The organism is Acinetobacter sp. ME22, from assembly GCF_022012315.1.
GTDB classification, from domain to species: domain Bacteria; phylum Pseudomonadota; class Gammaproteobacteria; order Pseudomonadales; family Moraxellaceae; genus Acinetobacter; species Acinetobacter brisouii_A.
Genome location: NZ_JAKLTL010000012.1, coordinates 1 through 22335 on the forward strand (window position 1 = coordinate 1; position 22335 = coordinate 22335).

Here is a 22335-nt window from a genome sequence, read left to right on the forward strand (position 1 = left end):
ATTTTAAATGGTTTATCGCATAGACATTTTAATTGGGGAATAACAACAACTGTAAGCCCCAAATAGAAATGTCCGGTTTCTCCAAAGTAAAAATGTCCGCTTTTAGAATATGCGTATTTGCAATTTTCTTAGCGGACTGTTTGATATGTTGGTGTCTATGTCGGATAAGGATTAGAGTTGTGAGTTTGGTGTGGTAACTCAACTGATGGCTCTAGTCCTTCTCTTTTTCAAGTCAACTGCTTATCCGCTATTCGGGTTGTGTTTAGTTTAAATACTAAACTAAACATAGCACAGTTGAAAAATTTAATTCATATTTCTATTTGTTAAACTTCAATTCGTAATATGCTTTTAGCATATAAAACAGCTTATATTGATTAAATTCACTTGAATAATCATAGGTTTTATCGATACCAAAATGCCTTTGGATACATTGAATAAAAAGTATACCATTAATACGTTTTTGATCAAAAACTTGATTAACAATCATTGCTGCAAAATTTCCAATAGTATCGCCATTTGGAAACCTTTTATAATCTAAATTACAATCACTACAAATGATCTCTAAATCTAACTTAGAACTAGTTATACGAATTAAACAACTCTGAAATGTATTTTTCCATTCAGAATAACCAACATTTATATCAACCATACCATCTGGATAACATGCTTCCAACTTATCCTCAAAATTCATATGATTGAGAAAGGTAACACTATGATAAGGTAATATTTTCTTATATTTATCTTTTTTACTTGCTTTAAATGCACTTATCAACTCTTTGAAGATATTCGGCTTTTTCTTAACATTTTGAACATACATCTCCATTTCTACTTTAGACATATACGATGAAAGTCTATGTAAGACTACTTCATGTTTTAGAGAGTAAATGGTTGGTGGATTTTTCAAGTAATTGACTAAAGAACTACTAATAGCAATAGATGAATCTTTATACAAATAATTATCTATCTCATAAAAAAGTACATCTTCAATTTCAGCAATAGGTTTATTGCTTTGAATACAAGCAACTGAGGTGGATTTAAGATAATTTTTAGAGCCGCTTTTACTCCAAATTAACTTTCGATTTCTACTACTTAGATTGTATAAATGAAGTCCAGAAACATTAGCCAAATTAATTAAAAAAACAGAAACATATTCAATAAAATCTTCATTTATTATATAAAACAAGATTCTATCAAAAAAGTTTTGGTCGAATATTTCATTTTTTTCATCAGCAGATAATTTTGGTAGAATAATTAGCCATAATTTTAAGACAAAGTGACATAGAGGCTCTTTAGACAAGTGTGATAAATTCTCTATTAAAAATTCCCAAAATGACTCAACAAAGATAAAATGGTCTTTTTCTGCATCATCTTTTAAAAAATTCAAATATAAGCTAATAAATTTACTTGTCCCCCAAGTACTTCGAATAATCCCCTTAAACCTATCAATATTTTCTTCGCTTTTATATATTTCGTCTAGAATAAAAGGCAGCTCAATTTGATAACCATCCGCATTATGATGAACCAATAGTATAGAAAAAATTAAACTAAACTCAGACCAATTATTTTTATAGAAAACATCTTTTAAAAACAATAACTCATCTAACTTAAACTTTTTAGGATATAGAGTCACATTTTCAATTAAGCTATCTAAAACTTTCTCTCTAAATGGAGATAAAAAGCTAAACCAAAAAGTTAATCTCTCATCACTTAAGTCTTGATAGAGAGTTAGAATCAAAGAATAAATACAATCTTTTTGACTCAAGTCCAAATCGTTAATAATATCAACAATAATTTCTCTCACCCATGAGAATTTCATAGCATGAGCCAAAATCGATTTATTAAAACTCTGCCCTTTAGAGACTAACTCTTTAATTTTCACCTTTAGAGACTGTATGACTTGATTATCAATCAATTTATTTTTATCAGCAAAAATCCTTTGTAATTCAAAAAAGTTGGTTGCATGCTTAATCTCCTGCAACAATTTTTCAGAAATAATTTCATACTGGATATCAAAGAAATGTTTTGAAATATAATTATCGCAAAATAATTCATTTATATAATAGAGTGCGCTCATAAGATTAATTATCCTAACATTAACCTCATTACCACTCTCAGCAACACTTAAACTATTGAGAAAACTAGATAAGAGATGAAATTCATTCAAACTCCCATTAAAATCTCTAAAAATCACATTAGGATTACCAACAGATAAATTTTCAAATGAATTAAAATAATTAATAGAAAACTGATTGTCTTTATTACTACCTAACGGTAATACTTTCCCCAATCTTATATTCGTTTCCCATTGCGAAGTGAAATTTTCTGTAAAAATAAATCTAGTTACTTCTTTAAAAGAAATATCAATATACTTAATCAAACCTATCCAACTAAAATCTTTTCTTACAGTTGGAAGGAGTTTCATCCAAATTTCATTCAAAAGAGCTGTATATTCAATTAAGGTTTCCACCTCATCAACAGCTATAGGTATTATATTAGAACGCTTTTTAGAGTAAACATCACATATAGTTGAAATAATATTTTTTGACTTAAGAATTACTTCACCCCTAGAATGTTCATCTAAAAATGAAAAATTTGAATCATTTACAAAAATCTGGGAAGGCTGTTTAGCATCAGAAACTTCTCTTAGGTAAATGGCATCTTGGGTAAGAAATTTTAAGATACAGGAAATGTCATTTATTTTTTCGATATTTTCACTATCTAAAAATATCATGAAAGTTATATAACTTGTACGTCCATCGACTGGCAATATCTGAGTACATCCAATAGCAAATTTATTCAGTGAGTCAAACCATTTACCACTAATTAAAGGTATCTTAGGAAAATTACTAGGAATATAGAAAAAGTTTTTTAGATCAGTTTTCTGCTTTTGCTCTAAAATTAAAGAACTATTTCTATACTGATGTCCTTTAATTCTGGCACTGTCATCAGAATAAATACATGCCCAGTCTAAATACATCTTAATTACCAAGTCTTTTAAACATCCAAATAAATGGAATACTTAGATCATAATTTTTAATAGTCGGGTTATCATTCGTAACTACCCATGACTGTTTCTGTAAGTTTCTTAAAAACTTCTGTCTTGCGTCTGAAATCTTCTTTGAAGGGTCTTCGGGATACTTATCTCTAACACGTAAACTCTCTGCTAAACTACCCAATGGACTAGCGCCATAAACCTGAATATACTCCTTATCCCAATTACACATAATAAAATTATAAAACCATGGTAATACGCTTTCCAACTGGTCTTCGGGTGTAATATTTATGCTAGTTTTATCTAGTTTATCCCAAAAATTCATGATTATAACTAATGGGATTTTTTTTACTTCTTTTCTTGATATTTTTTTAAGCAAAGCTACTTGTTGAAAAAATCTAATATAATTAAAATCACTACCTACTATATTTTCAGCATCCTTTTTTTCAAATTTTTTAGTTTCAACCTGCTGCTCACATGGTTTTGCTAAATCATAAACTTCATCTTTATCAACTGGAATCATTAAAACAATTCCTTTTGAATTTATGATTCGTTCATTCCACTCTATCGTCCAATTTGCATGTTGAGTAATATCTAAAAATTCCTCACCATTGTATTCTGGTAATTCAATATTAATTTCTTGGTTTTCAAATTTTAAATCCCAAGTACCGCTTTTATAGTCACTTTGAGTTCTATCTACTACATAACCCTCAAATATATCTTGATCTAGAAGCATACTTGGTGTTTTAATTTGTTTTACTGCTGAATCAGCTAAAGTCCACTTATAGGCCAACATTCTAAGAAAATTCGACTTTCCAGATGCAGGTTCGCCTAAAATTAGAATTTCATATTTCATTAAATCCACTCTTTTAATTCTGAATAAACATCTTGAACATTATATTTAACAAGATTTAAATCTTCGTGGGTATTTTTCCCTGTTTGCGCAGCCAAACATGTGGTTATTATTTCACCAACCCCTACAGGAAACTCACCTTGTTTTGCCGTAATACTTATAGTCTTAATGTGTTTTAATATATTTTTGAATCTATCGAAAAAATATTGATTCACTTGTTCATGATATTGATAAACTTTTTTATTATTTTGGACAAGATCATATTTAGTTTCAATGAATATAATATCAACATTAGGGTTGTATTTTGCAATTATTTCTGAAACTCTATCTATAAATATTGTATGATTATCTTTTGAAAGCCATAACTTATCCGTGTAGTATTCTGAGCTATCTAAGCAAATCAGTAGTATTTTTGCTTCTGTAATCCACTGAACAATACGTTGATATTCCTGACTTTGCTCATCAGGATTGCCAATTAGGCTAGAAAAGATTTCCCCAGCTGTATCACCAAGAAAAAGATCTGAACCTTTCCCATTGTGTTTTGCTAGAAGATGTAAATATCGGGTTCCAGGCCTATCAATTGTCCTTTCAGGATGCTGTGGTGTCTCACCATGGGCATAGTGTGTTAGGTCTATTAATTGATTCCATGCATTTAATGTGGACGATCCCATAAATCCTAGATCAGCGTCATTTCCCATTCGCAATGCATAAATTATTGAAGTTAATAAACTAGTCTTACCCACATTTGGTAAACCTATGAATGTTGCAATACTTGGCTCAGCCTCAAGACTAAAAAACTTAATTTGATCATAGTTAATATGAGTATTGCATACTAAAATCTCTTTAAGATCAATATCCTTAGATTGACTATCTTCATTTTCCTCTATGTTTTCATCATTTGATACTTCATAGAAATCCTCACAATCTTCATGCGTGTTTCCTATATAACATGGAGGTATGTCTTCACATGAATTTTTTACAGGGCAGTCAGGGTTTTTACACGTATATAATGTCATTTAACCAACCCTAATTTTAAGCTTTGAACTAATGACAGCATCTGTAAACTAAATGCTGGAACTGAAACTTCTAGATCTATATCACAGAATTTTTCCAATATACTAAGAATATATCTAATGTTATCTATCTCAGGTAGTACATTGAATTCGTCTTTCTCGATTTCTTTGAATGTGCTTAATATAACTTTATCTTTTAGAACTTCTGGAAAGCACTTATATATTGACTCTAATAATAAGGCTTTAACCTTATCAGGTAATGGTAGTATTAAGGGTGAATTTAAAGATTCAATTGAACACAAATCTAAAACCATAAATGCAGAACTTACAAATGGATTTTCTATCAGCTTGTAAGAATAAAAATTTTGGTTAGGATACTTTTTTGTATGACTTACATTTAACCACCACAATAAATCCTGTTCAATATCATATTGATTTTGTTTATCTATTATTTGTTGATAAAAGTTTTTAGAGATATTTCTGAAAGAAGATAGGGCATTATACATTCCTATGATATTTGCACTACTTGCTTCTATATTTTCATTTTGAATTTGTTCAACGGGATGGTCTTCATCAGATTCCTCATCTGGATTTACGATATCCTGTAATTCAAAAAGATCTTCTATTTTAGGTGCAACTAGATTAGCATCTTTCCAGTCCTCAGAAATTATCTCTTCATGGAACTTCAGAAGAATATCGATAAAATCTTGACTAAATTCATTTTCTTCATTTCTTTTAGGATTATAAAAGCTGATAAACTTAATACTTTCACTGAGTATGAGTAGTTTACTAATATCAGTTTTTTCTAGAATTTCATTCTCAAATAGCTTAGTTATAGCTAATAATAAAATATTATTAGCAAATAATTTTGGCTTCTCACCAAAATCTGACATTCCTTGGAAAAGTAATGGGTTATTACTACTTATCTCATCAAAAACATCACCTTTTACTTTTTCTATCAATAACTTATCTTTCGGAACATAAATTATTGAAAATATAATTTCAATTAATTCAGAAGGTGCCTTAGAAAAGATTTGATTTGAATAATCTTTAGCAAAACTAACAATGATATTTGTATCATCTGTAGTTAATTCTTTTTTCCCCACCCATTTTAATAAAATTTCACGTTGAATTTTTTCAGAAATATTTTTACAAACCGTTAAGATTTCCATAAATTTTATTCTCTTATTTTCAAGATACAGAAGAAATTAATTGTGATACTACTTGTAGCCAAGCTGCCCCCCCGGCTATGGCAATCATTTCTCCCGCCTTATTAGCAAATGATTGCTTGAAAGACTGACTAATAGGATCAGCATTCCTATTATCCAAGATATTTGGCTGAATATTTTCTGTTAATGCAACTGTCACTGCTGCGGCTGCATGTTCTACAGTAATATCATTTAAAAGGACTATCGAACTTTGATTCTGATCGATAATAAAATTTTGGGCATTTTCAAGTGCACTATCTGATATCAGATTCTTTAGTTCACTTAACAAAATTTTATTAAAAGGATAAATTTCAAGAGCAACTAAAATCAATTTTATTGGTTCAACTGCACCAGCTTCCATTTTACGAAATAAATCACCCCATCGAACATTGGCATCATGAGTATCAGAAATCATGAAGGCTTTACCTCCAGCCTCTACCCACAAGTTTTTAGTTTCTTGATAAGAAGCAAAGCTTTCTTTAATAAACTCTTTAGTATTTTTTTTAAATAATCTTTCCATTTCTTACACTTATTAAAGAATTTAATTGATTCAAAGATATGGACTATAGATAGGTTTTTCAAGTATTTTTGATATATTTAACTTATTTTAGATTAAATAATATTCAAAAGACTTTTTTATTGGGTACGGATACAGACACCAATATTGCTGAATAAATACAAATAGGCAACCACCTCATTCGATTATGGCTTAAGCAACGAGGCATTCCCCCATATACCGATCATACACCGTGTAGCGGTTCAGTCATCCCTCGCCTTGGAAAAAAAGGAGATCGGATAGCGCTAGAAATTGGTGTTTCAAGCTCTACCATTGGAAAGAAACGCAGAAAAATGAGGATTGATCCGTATTATCCGGGGGAAGCCTAATTCTGATTACAAGGTGCCATTCACGAATTGGGTTAAGGTTGCCGCCATATCTTTAAAATGAAACAAAACTCTTGAGTCTAAGTTTGTGCTTTCGATGATTCTTTCCATACTAACATCGCCCTGATGGGTATTTCGAAAGTAACAGCTCATTAAGATCCATGTCATGCTTAATGATGTTAAATGCTAAAAACACCCCAAGTCTCTTTTCGTGATGCTCCTTGAATACATCGTAAAAATCTTTCCTCACCCATCGATTAAAGAAATTTATCAAGATATCTGTGCCTGCTTAGGCGGTGTGGACCGCTCCCAGTGTCCTAAACATTGAAGTAGCTGTTGGTCTCGAGAAGTTGGGATCTAAACTCAATAAACTGGCACTCAATAAGTTCTTATCCCCTTTAGATATCCTACCTTATAATGAGGATGCCTTCTGGCACTATGCTAAATTACGTCAGAAACTTTAATCTACTGGAAAAAACATTAGTAGCCCAGACATGCTTATTGCAACACATGCACTTGTCTTGGATGTCGTATTAGTCACCAAAAATACCACTGGGTTCGAACGTATTGTGGGTTTAACGTGTTAATTTGTTAGAGGGAACTGTATGAATCCGCAGTTATTTAAAGACTTAATTGCTTCGATCAAAGAGACAGGGGCAATCCAGAGTAAAAAGGTTAAAGCCAGCCGAATTACTCAACTGGAATGGCCTGATATTAAAAAATCATGCGTAAAAACAAAGAATCATAAAACTCTAAATAATAAGTGAAAAATGGGAGCTAAATGCTCCCATTTTTTATTCAATATGTTCTTTATAGTACTGATTTTTCCGCTTGGAATTGTGCTTCCAGCTCTTCGCCCATTTGTAGACGTAGGTTGGAAAATCATCCCAAACACGCGGAAGCCCCTTACCACGTGCAACACGGATATTGAGCGGATAATCTTTATATTCCATACAATGCATGAAATAAAAACTTCGCTCCTGTTGTGTACTAAACTTTTTGAAATACACACTTCTCATGCAGGGATATTGCTTCGAGAAATAATCATGAGGGCGTGTTTTGACAGATTGTTGGTACTGGTATTTCAGTTTTTTCATTGTTCCTCCTAGGTGACATTACCTAGAAGGGATCCTCTGCAAAGTAGAACATTGTCTTTAGTCCTATCTAATTCAGAATGATTTTCTACAGCATAACGTAAAATTGTATTCAGACCTATCTAATTGCCTTGTTCTTGTACTGTTAAACTTGCGAATAAATTGGCAGCAAGGCGAACAGCCGTTTGAGTTACTCCACTGGAAGATCAAATTACCCATGACCAATTGCATTGCTCTAGTCGATAACTTCAGGACTATCAGCCAAATCTAATCACTTATCTACGATTAAAATTAGCTATATAGCTAATTTTATAATTTTTATTTAATATATTTGCTATATGGCTAATAAAATGTGGTCAAGTTGACATGGCGAGTAGAGTTGAAATTGGTAAAAAAGTTCGTATAGAACGAAAAAACCTTGGCTATACACAGCAAAAACTATCCGAATTGATTCGAATCAATAAAACTACAATCTCTGAAATTGAGAATGGGAGATTTACAGGTTCTTTTGACATATTTGAACGTGTACTTGATGCAGTGGGTTTGCAGTTTAATGTATCCCCAAAGCAACATTCACTGCCTCATTGGGATGAGATTGAAAAGATGTTTGCGGAGGATGACGAGTGAGATATCAAACCAATCTTCCTGCCAAAATCAGCAATATCACGGTGTGTGCCAATCAAGCTGAATTAGGCGTATTGACCTATGGTTCCACTCATCACTATCAGCCGACACAAGAAACACGGCATGTGTCACTCACCATGACTCAACGAGGCATAGATGGTTATTCTTCTAGTGCATTACATCCAATCTTTGCTCAAAACTTACCAGAAGGCTTTAATCGACGGTTGATTACTGAAAAGCTAGCCAGATATGCTCAGGTCAATGACATGTATTTATTGGCACTGCAAGGTGAACAAGGAATAGGAATGCTCTCTTATAAAAGTGAGCTAAATTTGCCCGAAGCTGAATCTTTGAGCTTAAGTGAAATTCTATCCTACCGTAGTAAAGAACCTCTTTTCCCACAACTCTTAGATAAATACTCTCTCAGGACTTCATTGGCTGGGATGCAACCCAAGGTTAGCATTCCGAATTCGAATACTGTTCAACAGAGGGATTTGATTGTAAAGTCCTTTGATTCCGAATTTCCATTGCTTACGGTCAATGAGTTTGTCTGTATGCAAGCGGCGCAGCATTGTGGACTTGAGCCACCAAAGGCTTACTTGTCTGAAAATTTAGAAACCTATGTGGTAGAACGGTTTGATCGGTCCTGCAATGGTACAAAACTCGGCTATGAAGACTTTACGACGCTCATGAAAAAGTCAAATGATCCATGTGCAAAATATACCAGTAGCTATGAAACTCTGCTGAAAGCAACTTATCTATATACGAGTAGCGTAGCTGAAGTTGAAAAAATGTATAAATACATCGTATTCAACTGTCTAATCGGCAATGGCGATGCGCATCTTAAAAATTTTGCTCTACAATATTCCCCAGATATGAAGAACATTTTTGTCTCACCACCGTTTGATATTACGCATACCCTGATCTATGCATCGATTGATAATCAGATGGCACTCAAACTGGCGGGTAGTAAAGTATTTCCAAAACTGTCACATCTCATTAAATTGGCTGAAAGTGACCAATTTAGAATCAGAAATCCCAAAGCAATTATAGAGTTCTTGAGCGGAAATATCTTGGACTATCTTCGAACCTCAAATGAGGTTCAGCTATTCGATGGATTACGGACATCTATAGAACGTTCAATTTCAAATGTGATGACGACAGGCCTCGGTACCCAAAATTATCGACTTGATTAAAAGAAGAAATTCGAATCATTAATGAAAAATCATGTAAAAAGACTCAAAATCTTGCAATAAGTACTATAGCAACGTAAGATCAGTATTGCAGTGAAGTCATTTTAGGTTCCGTGTACGGCTATTTGCATTACATGGGACAAACCCACAATAGTGACAACTATTGTGGGTCATTAGCCCCTCTTCTTAACTAAGTTATAAGAAAAAAACCTCTATCATTCGATTGATTCTTTTATATAAATAATAAAGTAAATCTCTGTTTTCGATGAAATTTTATAAAATTCAGTATTAGACCTGTAGAGAAAACTGATCAAAAGAAGTATTGGTTAATCCTTTTCTTCAACTTCTTCCTTAAACTCAAACAAATCATTCATCGTACAGTTAAAATATTTACATAACTTATCGGCAACTGGTAATTCAATACGTACAGCACGGTCATAATACATACTTGTCAGCGTATTACGATTGATGCCTGTCGCATGTACCACATCACTTAATTTTAAAATTCTTCGATCGCCCATGAGGCTGGATAACTTACAAGTAATCATATATCAATTCATTTACAAAAAAATAACCTACTAAAAGTCATTTTAAGTTGTTGACTGAGTAATACTCTGCTAAAATTAACCTACAGCAGATCATTACAACTTATAGAAAGCATAATTTATCTATTTCAACTAAATTATAACTTTTTAAATATAAGGATTGAAGCTGCATTAGATTATTTTGTGGAGATGACCGCCGTGTTACCAAATGAGTTATTGATCAGCCAGCAAGCTCGTGACTTAGGAAATCAATTAATTAAAGAAATGAACATCAATAGAAGTTATGGAATGGCGAGTTTTCTTGGAGTCAATTCTTGCTATGATAATCATCAGGCTGTACTTATTTGGACATTTCAACTGCTTGAAAGGGAACCTGCCTTAAATGAATTAGCAGAAATTAAAAAATATTTTCTTTTAATCTTTCCAGATAGTGTTTATCAATTAGCCTAAGTTGTTTTTAAAATTAATTTATTAAATAAAAAGCACTAAATCAAAGAAAGCTTTATTTAAAAATACCTATTAATTCAAAAACATACCATTTACTGAATATATGAAGCATAAATTCTTGCTCCTGCTCTATCACTCACTCGTACTAGACATTAGTACAGACTAAAATTACATCGCTCTTTTTACTGATACTAAACAATTTATGTCCACGCCACGTTCTGCGGCTTCGAGGGCTAGTTTTTGTTGAACCATTGAGAACAAGGACAATAAACTGCCTACTATATTTTCCCGGAGAGTGGTGTAGGAACTTTTTCATTATTGCTAATCATATCAGCGACTACATCAGCAACGAGCCCCTCTATTCCTGAGAATGCTTTAGACTGATCCGCATCAAGCCAAGACAATGATGGAAACTCAGCACACAACCCAACATACTCATTATCTTCTGCTGACCATGTAACACGGTAAGTATATTGTTTGCTATCCATTTGCTACCTCACAATGTTTTAAGCTTAAGGTTTCGCTATAAAAGTACGATTTTCACTTAGCCGTACTTAAATAATTACCCCACCACTGCATCATTTCAGTCCGTTGAGCTAAATAGTCAGCGTGATTATAGCTAGCACGGGTACGGTTCTTATCAATATGTGAAAGTTGTGCCTCAATCCAATTATCCTGGAACAAACCTGAGTCATTCAAAATGGTACTAAAAGTGGAACGTAGTCCATGAGAGGATAATTGATGTTTTCCATAGCCCATCTTACGTATAGCCATATTTAATGTATTAAAATGAATTGGTTGATTGTGTTTACGTGGGCTAGCAAAAAGGTACTTTTCACCCAATGACCACTGCATGACGTCTTTTAAAATATCTAATGCCTGATCTGAAAGTGGGACTAAAAAATCTGGAATCTCATGGCCTAATATGACTTTTCGTCGAAACTGTTTAATATGCAAGGCAGGTATTTTCCAGATTTTTTCATTTAAATCAAAATGATGTGGCTCAGCCAATAACAATTCAGCCCCTCGCACGCCAGTATGTAATTTGAACAGCAGTGCTTTTTTAATAATCGGATGGGCATCCAATTTTAATAAATTTTTCTTAAAATCAGATATATCCTCTGCTTTCAAATACGGATAATTCTTCTTGATTTTACTGTTAATGGCGATTTTATTTAAACCATGCGCGATGTTGAATTCACAATAACCCATCGCTACAGCGTAGTCATAAATTTGGTTCAAATAACTACAAGCTTTCTTGACAGGTTCTTTTACTTGGCGTCCCTCTATTTTTTTAATTACTGTAACCAGGTCATAGCGCTTGATGTTTTGAAAAGGTAAATCCTGAAGGTCTGGATAAATATCTTGCTGTAAACATCTTTCTGCTAACTGTAGTACACCGCAGCGGGGTGAATCATTAAATGCATTTTTCATTTTGAACTGCAGCCACTCCTCCCCTACCTTACGAAAGGTGATGACATTAGAGACAGTATCATGCTCAAAACAATAATTATTGTCTTTAAAGTCATCTCTGACTTGTCGTGCTTTTTTCAGTGATAAATCAGGATAAAGTCCTAATTGAATGCGGCGACGTTTTTTTGTTTGTGGATCTGTATAGCGATAGCACCAAGATTTTCTTCCACTCGGCTCAATCTTCAGGCTAAGTCCATCTTCATCGGATAAAAAACAAGTTTTTTCCTTGCAATGAGCTTGGCGAACTTTAATTTCAGTAAGACTCATGAAATTTAAATGAAACCTATCAGAGGATTGATTGGATCAATTATATCAAAATAGGAGGTTTTTTATATGATGCGTAACCTACGCATCATATATATTTGTAAAATATTGTTTTATATATTTATTATTAATAGAAATCTGTAACTAGTAACCAGTTTAAGTACCACCTCTACTTTTAGTTCTCAATAACTTTGATAAAGTGTATGCATGAACAGCAACTTAAGGAAAAAGGCTAGGCTATACTGACTCAAAACAAAATCGAGTAATTACCACTCATGGTTTTAGGGCGACATTTCGTGACTGGTCTGCTGATATGACCGATTATCCTCGTGAAGTTTGTGAACATGTCCTTGCACATAAATTACCTGGTGAAGTTGAAGCCGCTTATTTACGTGGAGCTTATCTCGAAAGACGTAAAGCATTAATGGCTGATTGAGCTAAATTTTGTGAAAATAAAAAATAAATAGCATAAATTAATGCTTCTACCCTATTGGGAGAAGCATTGATAGATTAATTTCATTAGTGATGTAAACTAAATATCTCTTTCGAATTTCATCTGCATTATACTTATTTAATAATATAATAAGTTTCAGCATTCAAGGTCTGTTTAATAATACATGCCAACTGTCCTAATACTGATTCAACACGAGAGTTTAATTCAGAATAATCAAGGCTTGGTTGGACTAATACTATTTCTATAGTAACGTCATAAGTTCTATACTTTTTAATCAAAGCATCTAAATCTGACATTTCACCTAATATGAATCTACTATTTTTAGTCTTTTTATAAGTGTTATTCTCTCTAATCTTTAATTGTTTTAATGCTTTTATTGCATCAGATAATTTATCACAAGTTGAAAGGGTTTGCTGAACCAGCTCATTCACAGCTCCAATAGAAGATTTTGTACCTATAGCATATTTACAATGATATAAACGCATACATACTTTTTGCTGTTCTTCATCAATCCAAAATCCAACTAAATCTGCAAGTTCATTACTACCATCGTCATAGAACAATATGTTCGGCTTATTTTCTTGAGATTGAAGTACATCAATTATTTTACCCTGAACAGAGTTTTTCACTGCCCCAAACTTCCAACTCTCTTTATTTATCTCCACCCCATTCCAGTCCAACTCAGTTACATTATCTTTTTCTAATGTGTAAGAATATTTGTTTTTATAACCAATTTTTTCATTTAAACTAATTACTTCAAAACCTGAAGTCCAAGCAACAAGCCCAAGTTTTTTTGGAAGTTCCTTAATAAAATCTGACTCACAATTAAGTTTTATTCCATTATAAGACTCGGAAACTAGAATAAAACCATGAGTTAAATCATAGATATAATCAAGTGTACAAAAATAATCATCTTCAAAATAAATTTTTATGGAAAAACATATTTTCTCTTCAGCTTGTTTAACATTTAAAACCTCATAAAAGCTAAAATTTAATGTTTTTAAGCCCAACTCTCCTCTAATCCGTATCAAATTAACAGCCTTAGAAATTAAATCAACAGGTGAGATGCTGAGAATTTTAAAGTTAGCTAAGTTTTCAACACTAAATGGCTCAAGCATATTATTAACAAATGAATCAATAGGAATATTTTCATTATGAATTTTGTCATATAACGATTCACACCATTTGACCCATTGATAAATGTTAGCACTAGACATTGACCATGTGATACCCTTCCTAGAGCACCCCAAGCTAGCTTTCTTACCGTCAATGTAACCATGGCCAAACAAATTTGATAATGCATTATTATTTAAATCTTGCTGTGTTAATTCTTTGTAGACATCTGTACCAGTAAACATTCTAAATCTTATATTTCTAGATGTTGATAACATGCCTAAATTTGCAAACGCTGAACGTTCTAGATCATAAAACATTCTAAATAACTCAGGAAAACTAAAGTTAATATAGCCTAAATCTTTTGCTAAATTCTGGACTAAATCCTTATTACTTCCATGAATAAATAAGTCAGCACCTTTTCTCAGAAATATGAATATATCGAACAAATCAAATTGTAACTCATCACTAGACACCCACATAGGGGTAACTTTCTTTCTTGACAAGATAATTCCTAAATTTTCTTCCCTAAAAATTGCAGAAATATAATTATCCGACAACTTATTAAAATATTTTTTAAGATTAGTTTTTTCAAAAATCTCGTTAATATCATCATCAATTTCTTTATAAATTGTTGCACTATTTTTAATATAGAATGAATTTGATGAGAACAATTTTCTTATCAGTTCATGATTATATTCACCATCAATTGAAGAACTAAAAAATTCATCTGTCATTTTTTCTTTACTTAAACTCCCAATCAACAAGTTCCAATCTGCATCAGCCTGATAAAGCTCTTGAAATTGCTCTCCAATATCATCTGCAACAACATTTGAGATGATTGTTGCTTGACCTAGTTTTTTTGTTCTATTAACCCTTGTGAAACGACCCACTAATTGCATAAATATTGGTAAGCTCTTACATTTTTTATGTAAAGCTAATATTTTTAAATTAGGTAAATCATATCCTTCTCCAAACATATCAACACAAACAACTATTTGTGTTTTTCCTTCCTTTAATTTAATTTTATCTTCTTCATTTATTCCATCTTTGCTGGTTGCTAATAAAACTTCCATTTTTTCAGGGAAATATTCTTTTATTAGAGAGGTATATAATTTTTTTAATTCTTTTGCATGCTTAATAGTAGAAGTTTTAACCATAAGAACATGCTCTAGCCCTGCCAGAATATCTTTCTGTAATACTTCCAATGCTTTCCTTGCGACAACTCCATCGGATTTCTCGTCATAATATTCATTGACAGCTTCAAATTGAATTTTCTCAAAAATACCCTCATCAAATGCTTTTGCAATTGAATATTGATATATAAGTTTTCCTTCTAATTTTTTACCATCTCCTCTGTAAGGGGTTGCGGTAAATTGAAATATCTTCTTTTTTCTTTGGGTGAAATTATCACGAAGTTTTTTCCATGTTGGAGCTTCACTATGATGAGCCTCATCAAAGATCAACCTATCAAACTGATTTAAAAAAACCTTCAAATTTTCATCTTGGAATGAATTAAAAATTTGCGATGTTGCAACGACAATAAACTGTTCTTCTAAATCATGTTCAACAATTTTATCAATATCTCTTGGCTCTAACCTAGAAATAATAGGTTGTTCACTATTTTCAGGAAGAATCCCCCAATCAATATATTTTTTAAAATCAATGAGATCATCACTTATTTGTTTCCGTAAAGAGTCGGATGGAACAACGATTAGCGTCCTCTTAAATATTGCTTTAAATAACAATGATGCAATGACGCCCGTTTTTCCTGTCCCTGTAGGCATATTAATTATTACAGGTTCTTCTTCATCATTTAAATCATAGTCTAAACATTTAAGTAATGCTGACTTTTGAGGTAGCCTTAAGTCTGTTTCATGAATAGCTAGGGTAGTTTTCCACGATGAAATTATCTGCTCTTTTGACTTATCACTTCCAGCATCAACTCTAACTAGCCCCATATTTAACCTATTAAATTTATTGAAATAAATTCCATAATGATAGAATAAACCCTTTATAACAAGAGCTAATACTCCATAAAAATACATTGTTACAATCATGAAAGACCGCACCAAGCTAACAAAGGAAAGCCTCCTTTAATGGCTGCTGAAACTCTACTTTTAACTTCGGTTATTTATGGGAGGATTACCAATACACTTACTGTTTATCTAAATCTATAAAAATAAAGATAAAATAATCCAATGAGTTTGAGACAATAAAAAACTGAATAAATTTTCTATAAACTCTATAATTAACTAGAAATCATAAATTATTAAAAATCATTTTTTAAAACATATGGATATCAGACCAAATTTACTCAGCTACATCTTTGCAGATTCTACCAAGTGGCGAATCAATTATACTTTTCCTGAGCTGATACTTGAACTGGATACCAAAATCATAAAGCTTAATCCTGAACAAGTGCTAGAAACACACATTCAGAAAGGTTGGATATGGTCATCATTAACACTGGAAACGCTCGATCAAAATTTTCAGTTCAAAGGTATATTCAACTCACAAGCTGAAGAGTTTCAAATCAAACTTCATAATGATGCAGAATTCCTGAGAAATAAAAGGAATGCTGAAAAAATTAAGGAAACTTTAAAACCATTTTTAAGAGAATACCAAAATTTTATCCAACAGAATATTTACCTATCCTATCGTCTATGCAACCTGTTTAGATCAGATTTATTACAAAGATCAAAAGCCCTAGTAGAACAATTTGGCAGTCTCATTCAACGGGATAGCTCTTTTGCATTTGAGCCAGTATTACAAAACCAGTTTGAACAACTACGGCAGTTTATTGAATTATCTATTCAGGCAAACTACGCTATTGATGCCAAAAATAAGCGCTTCATTGAAAGTGAGTTAAAAGCTTTCAAGAAATTTTTCGATCAGGTAGAGAGTACTCCCCTAACTGATGAACAACGGGTTTCCTCTATCATCTTTGAAGACCGCAACCTATTGGTCGCTGCAGCAGGTTCGGGGAAAACATCAACGATTGTTGGAAAAGTAGGATATGCCCTATTAACTGGACTCTATAAACCAGAAGATATTTTGGTTCTTGCATTCAATAAAAATGCAGGCGAAGAACTAAGTGAACGTATTAGCTTTAGGCTAAAGGATATTCTCTCCAATTTTGGTACTACTGTTGAAGCACTTAATTTCCATAAATTTGGCGTTAAGGTCATTGGAAAAGCAACAGGTAAAAGCCCATCCGTATCCAACGATGCAGGAAAGCCTAAAGCCCTCCTGAATCGGATTATTCAACAATTAATCGAAACTGACCCAGACTTTCAGGAAAAGTACCTTTTATTTAAAACTGCTTATTTAAGAGCTCCGTTGTCACCTTTTGCTTTTAAGACTAGAAATGATTGGCAGAAGGCACAGAAACGATCATTTGATAGATTCAAGGATGGCTTCGAAACCTATCAGGGAGAGATTGTTAAATCACATGGTGAAAAAGCAATAGCCAACTGGTTATATAGCCAAGGAATTCCTTATCAGTACGAAAAAAACTACGAGTATGAAACAGCCGATGAAGCCCACCGCCAATATAAGCCTGATTTTTACCTGCCTGAAATAAATCTATATCTAGAACATTATGCTGTAGACCAATATGGCAAAACACCTGAACATTTTGGGCAAAAATATATGGATGACATGAAATGGAAGTCAGAAACTCATCAAAAGTATAAAACTGATTTAATCAGTACAACCTTTCATGAATTTATTACAGGTGCTATTTTTAAGAAGCTGGAACAGGAGCTAAAATCAAGAGGACAGGTATTTAAGCCACGTAGCCTTGCTGAGATTAACTCCAAGGCACAGTCTATTTATGAATTTGATGCGAATGATCTTTATGTCAGCTTTTTAAGTCATTACAAATCGAATCAAGCCAATATAGCCGACCTATTAGCCAGACCCTCACTCAGCCTTCGCGAAAGTCTTTTTTTACATCTATTTTCCAAGGTTTACCAACAATATGACCAGTTCTTGAAAATTAATAAAGAGTACGACTTTGATGACCTCCTGATTGAGTCTGCTCAGTTAACTAATGAAAAGAAATACAAAAGCCCTTTCAAGCTTATTATCGTGGATGAGTTTCAGGATACATCACAGGCTAGAGCTAGACTCATTCTGTCCTTATTGAATCAGGTACCAGAAGCAAAGCTATTTTGTGTTGGGGATGATTGGCAAGCTATATACCGCTTTGCGGGTTCAGACATCAGTATTTTCACACAGTTTGAAAGGGTCTTTGGTTATACCAAACAAACACAACTTACCCAGACCTTCCGCTCCAATCAGGGTATTGCCAATGTTGCCAGTGGCTTTATCCAAAAAAATAAATCGCAGCTTCAAAAAGTCGTCAATGCCGTTGATAAGACCAGTAGTAAAGTGGTTGAAATAAACTTTTTAACAAAGACTCAGGAAATTAATGAATACCTACTTAAAACCATTATGGCAATCAATAATGCCAATACTGGCTCAGACAAGAAAAAAACCATTTATATTTTGGGTCGCTATAAACACCACAAACCTAATTTAGACAGTATTTTGCCATTTCTTAAAAATTGTACTTTTGAGTTTAAAACTATTCACTCTTCAAAAGGCTTACAGGCAGACTATGTCATCCTTCTAGGCTTAAATAGTGGTAGTAGCGCATTCCCTGCTGAAAAAGAAGATGATCCTCTTCTCAACTTAGTCTTACCACAGCCAGAAATACATGCCTTTGCTGAAGAACGTCGCCTATTTTATGTGGCACTGACACGTGCAAAGGAAAAAGTTTATTTAATTGGCGAGCGCAGTTCAGTTTTTCTTGAAGAAATTACCAGTAATCAGATTTTTAAAGAATTCATCTATATACCTCAGGATCAAAATACATCTATTAACCATGATATTCCAGAAAAATGGCGATGTCCGAAATGCAATCAAGGACGCATTTGGAAAAAAACAGGGCCATATGGTGAATTTATGGCTTGTAACCGCTATCCAAATTGTGACTATAAAAGAAATTTAAAACAACATTAAATCTTATTCATACATAAGCATCTAGTGAAGCCCGCTTGAATTCAAGCAGGCTTCCAGTTATGCGGCAGTAGTGTTTCGATATCTTTCATTTTATGTGTTGGTAGTCTTTTTAATACATCATTCAAATAAGCATAAGGATCTAGCCCATTCAGCTTGACTCGCCACTGTACTGAGACCAGCATGCTTTTACACCATTGGGATTCAGTACTCATCCCATGCGGGGTCATGAGGGTTAGCAGCAGCCTTGACTTGATATGTCGTACAATTGACGTATCCGTGGCAGACACGAATGTGTATTGTCGCTTCAACCATCGGCGGACTGTTCATCACATTAAAACACTCATCGACGCGCTCCTTGTACTTTGAAATACCGATCTTTGATCCATCGGAGTGTTTTGTGAGGATGGCGATCATCCAGTCATGGCTGATATTATCGAAACAGCCTTGAATGTCACCCTCTAGTACCCATTCCGCATTTACTTTTCTTGACAGCACACCAAAGCACTGTGCTGCAGCATCCGCGATTGAGCATTGCGATCTGAACCCATAAGAGTTCCGATCAGCGGTGGTCTCCGCGATGGGTTCCAAAGCCAGCAGGTGGAGCGCCTGCATGGCCCGGCATTTCATCGCGGGTATTGCAAGTAGAGAGAGTTTTAATAATTAAAAAAGCACTTAACGGCGCTTTTTTCTTTCAGATTTTTTGCATGAATTCAATCATTAAATCCCAAGTATTTTGGTAATTCATTTTTGAAAAACCAACTTGAGCGGCTAGCACCCACATCACGATACTTAATATTATGAATAGATCCGCAATGGATACACTCAAATTGCTTCCATTCCGTACCGCCACTTAGATCGTCAACCCAGCCTTCTTTTACTATTGTATTCCAGCCTAACGGCATACTATCTACAGATAAAACAGTACATTTTTCACAATTATTGTTCATACCATCTTCTATAAGTAATTTCAAAAAATTCTAAAATTGTGAGACGACATCAATGAAAATAAACTCTCTAGAATGTTTAGTTGGCATTCCTACGAATGTAAATTCAACATTCCTTTCTACATCATTTCTTCGTGTTTCCGCATGAACAGTAGAAACATGACTGACATCAAAGAATCGTACCATGTTGTTTAGGCCAATGATCTCATCCTCCTCATTGGCAATTAAAACCTCTAATTCAGGATCGAACTGTTCTAATTTTTTAATTAAATCTTTAACCTTCATTCCCAACCTACTTATACATAACAGTATATTCTTTTTTATCCAATGGATGAACTATGGTCTTATTCCCCCACTCAAATCTTTGAGGAGTCGGAAAATCTATAAACCTTATAAGATCATAAGTCCAATAATCTTTGCTTTTTTCAATTGCTTGCTCTGGCGTATACTGCGAAAAAAAATGGATTTCGATTATATTTCCTTCAAGATCTCTAGCATGCAATAAACATGAATAATTAGGTATGAATCCTTCAAACATGTTAATACTCTACCTATAAATTATTTAAAAAAATTGCAGAATATAGCTTGCGAGAAAAATGGATTTTCACAGATGTTTTTTGTTGAGAAATACATAACAAGAAAGAAAATAGCACCAGCAATCATCAGAAATATGCCTGTAAATTTCCAATTTACGACATCCTGATTCCCACAACGGCCACAGTAATAATAATAACCTTTAATACGCCCACCACATTCAGGGCAATTTTTGTGATTGATTAAGTAATTAGACATATTTAATACTCCATTGTTAATTTTAGAAAGCACACAAGCACGAATGCCTGTGCACCAGATCACTTAAGTTGCACATGGAACTAGAAAAGCCCATGCCTCATAACCATACTCATGCGCATCTAACACCTTGCCAGAATTGCCTCGTACTTTACGGAATCTACAAAAGATCCATTTCATGCCTTTCGGCGGTTCTTGAGTACCTAGTTTCTTAAGCACATAGCTCACCTCCTCTCCCAAGGAGATTTGAAAAGCTGACTTAAATGATCTACAATGAAGTTCTCACGCTTTATAGTAGTCATCTGAGTAAGCCGAATAGCCCTTGGGTGTACTATCCGAAACTGATATGAGAGATAGCTTTCATATCAGTTTTTTCATTTTAAAGAACTAAATTTATTTCTAGCTGCTTTATAGCCAACTTTGAATTTTTCTTGAATGTCTTCAATAGTCAAATTAATACATGCTTGTGTTGGCATCAGTAACTCTGCCGCAAACGTATCAGCTTGCCATTCAGAATCTTCATAATGTTTATGCCTGACTGCACCACGTGCTAAGGCAAAACCCTCATGAAGAATTAAGTGCCCTATTTCATGTGCTACAGTAAATCGCGCACGGCAATGTTTTGGATCAGATACATCGCATAAAGCATCATAAGTATCTGCACGAAGAATAATAGTCATAGCATCTGGATTAGTTAAAGCCTCAACATCAGGCATATCCTCAATTTCCCAGACTTCTAAAATGACACCTAATTCATGCAATCGATGTTCTAAGCCTCGACTTAAATCTATTGACTGATTTAGTGACAGTTTAAAAATCTTGTCACGAATAATGAGTGCTTTTTGTTTTATGCTTTGTTTACTTAAAGGCGCGACTTTAACACCTCTAGGCATACATCCAGATGTCATATATCAATTCTCCTCAAGAATTTTTCTAAGTTGCGCCATATTCAAAGTATCGTCCTGAATTCGTCTAGCAAACATCAAAGCAATTTCTGCTTCTTCTGGGCTATTTGTTCGAACAGTAACATTATCAACACTTTGACTAGCAGCATGTGTAAGCAAATTTTCCTCTGCTTTACTTAAACCTAATGCGTTTGTAATTTTTGTAATTAATTCAGCACTTATTGGCTTTTTTCCTGTTTCCACAGCTGATAAGAAAGCTGAACTAACGCCAATTGAAGTCGCTAGTTCATTAAGATTGGTATCATAATCAATCCTAAGTTTCCTAATCGCTTTTCCAAAATCTGTTAGTTTAGACATTTTCGTAACCCTATTGCGTTACTCATTCATTATTGAAAGAGTAAATACTATTTACAGTATTAATCAATCATATATTAATTTCATCTTTAATTCAACACAATGGATTATAAAATCAACCTAAAGGTTAATTTATTAATATTACTACTAAGAATAG

22 protein-coding genes and 2 pseudogenes are annotated in these 22335 nt (G+C 33.4%); 6 read left to right on the top strand and 18 right to left on the bottom strand.

Annotated features, from left to right (window positions below; translation table 11 throughout):
* Positions 1–316 precede the first annotated feature (316 nt).
* From LVY74_RS14270 to LVY74_RS14290, 5 genes are read right to left on the bottom strand one after another with little or no spacing between them, the layout of a single operon-like run.
* Entirely contained in the window at positions 317–2977 is a 2661-nt protein-coding gene (locus tag LVY74_RS14270; protein WP_237815611.1) for a hypothetical protein, read from the bottom strand.
* Between the two features lies 1 nt (position 2978).
* The gene (locus LVY74_RS14275; protein ID WP_237815612.1) at positions 2979–3848 is read right to left on the bottom strand and encodes a hypothetical protein; all 870 of its coding nucleotides are present in this window, start codon (positions 3846–3848) and stop codon (positions 2979–2981) included.
* Positions 3848–4861 (bottom strand): TRAFAC clade GTPase domain-containing protein, encoded by a 1014-nt coding sequence (locus LVY74_RS14280; protein WP_237815613.1) that lies wholly within the window; start codon positions 4859–4861, stop codon positions 3848–3850. The genes LVY74_RS14275 and LVY74_RS14280 overlap by 1 nt, the downstream gene beginning before the upstream one ends.
* Positions 4858–6030 carry a hypothetical protein gene (locus LVY74_RS14285; RefSeq protein ID WP_237815614.1) on the bottom strand — a complete coding sequence of 391 codons (1173 nt, stop codon included), beginning with the start codon at positions 6028–6030 and terminating at the stop codon, positions 4858–4860. The genes LVY74_RS14280 and LVY74_RS14285 overlap by 4 nt, the downstream gene beginning before the upstream one ends.
* A 19-nt stretch (positions 6031–6049) precedes the next feature.
* Entirely contained in the window at positions 6050–6586 is a 537-nt protein-coding gene (locus LVY74_RS14290) for a hypothetical protein (RefSeq protein WP_237815615.1), read from the bottom strand.
* Between the two features lie 967 nt (positions 6587–7553).
* Between LVY74_RS14290 and LVY74_RS14295 the strand changes: the two genes are divergently transcribed.
* A complete protein-coding gene (locus LVY74_RS14295; protein WP_237815616.1) occupies positions 7554–7715 on the top strand; it encodes a hypothetical protein in 162 nt (53 codons plus the stop codon).
* A 27-nt stretch (positions 7716–7742) separates the two neighbouring features.
* Here LVY74_RS14295 and LVY74_RS14300 read toward each other — a convergent pair whose 3' ends face one another.
* On the bottom strand, positions 7743–8045 hold the full coding sequence (locus LVY74_RS14300) for a hypothetical protein (RefSeq protein WP_237815617.1): 303 nt from the start codon (positions 8043–8045) through the stop codon (positions 7743–7745).
* 363 nt (positions 8046–8408) lie between these two features.
* Between LVY74_RS14300 and LVY74_RS14305 the strand changes: the two genes are divergently transcribed.
* Positions 8409–8669, top strand: coding sequence for a helix-turn-helix domain-containing protein (locus LVY74_RS14305; RefSeq protein ID WP_237815618.1), 261 nt, complete (start codon positions 8409–8411; stop codon positions 8667–8669).
* Positions 8666–9862, top strand: coding sequence for a type II toxin-antitoxin system HipA family toxin (locus tag LVY74_RS14310; RefSeq protein WP_237815619.1), 1197 nt, complete (start codon positions 8666–8668; stop codon positions 9860–9862). Before LVY74_RS14305 ends, LVY74_RS14310 begins: the two co-directional genes overlap by 4 nt.
* A gap of 323 nt (positions 9863–10185) precedes the next feature.
* Here the strand turns inward: LVY74_RS14310 and LVY74_RS14315 are convergent, their stop codons facing one another.
* The gene (locus LVY74_RS14315) at positions 10186–10407 is read right to left on the bottom strand and encodes a helix-turn-helix domain-containing protein (RefSeq protein WP_077165846.1); all 222 of its coding nucleotides are present in this window, start codon (positions 10405–10407) and stop codon (positions 10186–10188) included.
* Positions 10408–10602: 195 nt separating this feature from the next.
* Between LVY74_RS14315 and LVY74_RS14320 the strand changes: the two genes are divergently transcribed.
* A complete protein-coding gene (locus LVY74_RS14320) occupies positions 10603–10854 on the top strand; it encodes a hypothetical protein (RefSeq protein ID WP_237815620.1) in 252 nt (83 codons plus the stop codon).
* A gap of 275 nt (positions 10855–11129) precedes the next feature.
* Here LVY74_RS14320 and LVY74_RS14325 read toward each other — a convergent pair whose 3' ends face one another.
* Positions 11130–11339, bottom strand: coding sequence for an antitoxin HicB (locus tag LVY74_RS14325; RefSeq protein ID WP_237815621.1), 210 nt, complete (start codon positions 11337–11339; stop codon positions 11130–11132).
* A gap of 52 nt (positions 11340–11391) precedes the next feature.
* Entirely contained in the window at positions 11392–12591 is a 1200-nt protein-coding gene (locus LVY74_RS14330; RefSeq protein ID WP_237815622.1) for a tyrosine-type recombinase/integrase, read from the bottom strand.
* Between the two features lie 185 nt (positions 12592–12776).
* Between LVY74_RS14330 and LVY74_RS14335 the strand changes: the two are divergent.
* A pseudogene (locus LVY74_RS14335) lies at positions 12777–13024 on the top strand (tyrosine-type recombinase/integrase); the annotation flags it as partial.
* Positions 13025–13155: 131 nt separating this feature from the next.
* Here LVY74_RS14335 and LVY74_RS14340 read toward each other — a convergent pair.
* On the bottom strand, positions 13156–16215 hold the full coding sequence (locus LVY74_RS14340) for a DEAD/DEAH box helicase (RefSeq protein WP_237815623.1): 3060 nt from the start codon (positions 16213–16215) through the stop codon (positions 13156–13158).
* 235 nt (positions 16216–16450) lie between these two features.
* Here LVY74_RS14340 and LVY74_RS14345 point away from each other — a divergent pair, with 235 nt between their 5' ends.
* Positions 16451–19186, top strand: a complete 2736-nt coding sequence (locus LVY74_RS14345) for a UvrD-helicase domain-containing protein (RefSeq protein ID WP_237815624.1) — start codon at positions 16451–16453, stop codon at positions 19184–19186.
* Between the two features lie 41 nt (positions 19187–19227).
* On the opposite strand, the pseudogene LVY74_RS14350 reads toward LVY74_RS14345, so the two are convergent.
* The 8 genes and pseudogenes from LVY74_RS14350 to LVY74_RS14385 form a co-directional block, all read right to left on the bottom strand.
* Positions 19228–19341 (bottom strand): annotated as a pseudogene (locus LVY74_RS14350) (transposase domain-containing protein); the annotation flags it as partial.
* 46 nt (positions 19342–19387) lie between these two features.
* Positions 19388–19798, bottom strand: coding sequence for a reverse transcriptase domain-containing protein (locus LVY74_RS17780; protein ID WP_269091419.1), 411 nt, complete (start codon positions 19796–19798; stop codon positions 19388–19390).
* A gap of 98 nt (positions 19799–19896) precedes the next feature.
* Entirely contained in the window at positions 19897–20133 is a 237-nt protein-coding gene (locus LVY74_RS14360) for a hypothetical protein (RefSeq protein WP_237815625.1), read from the bottom strand.
* 30 nt (positions 20134–20163) lie between these two features.
* Entirely contained in the window at positions 20164–20415 is a 252-nt protein-coding gene (locus LVY74_RS14365) for a hypothetical protein (RefSeq protein WP_237815626.1), read from the bottom strand.
* A gap of 7 nt (positions 20416–20422) precedes the next feature.
* Positions 20423–20668 (bottom strand): hypothetical protein, encoded by a 246-nt coding sequence (locus tag LVY74_RS14370; protein WP_237815627.1) that lies wholly within the window; start codon positions 20666–20668, stop codon positions 20423–20425.
* Positions 20669–20688: 20 nt separating this feature from the next.
* Positions 20689–20922, bottom strand: coding sequence for a hypothetical protein (locus tag LVY74_RS14375; protein WP_237815628.1), 234 nt, complete (start codon positions 20920–20922; stop codon positions 20689–20691).
* Positions 20923–21293: 371 nt separating this feature from the next.
* A complete protein-coding gene (locus LVY74_RS14380; RefSeq protein WP_237815629.1) occupies positions 21294–21827 on the bottom strand; it encodes an ImmA/IrrE family metallo-endopeptidase in 534 nt (177 codons plus the stop codon).
* Positions 21828–21830: 3 nt separating this feature from the next.
* Positions 21831–22181: a helix-turn-helix domain-containing protein gene (locus LVY74_RS14385; protein WP_016165486.1), complete on the bottom strand. Its 351-nt coding sequence runs from the start codon at positions 22179–22181 to the stop codon at positions 21831–21833.
* Positions 22182–22335 lie beyond the last annotated feature (154 nt).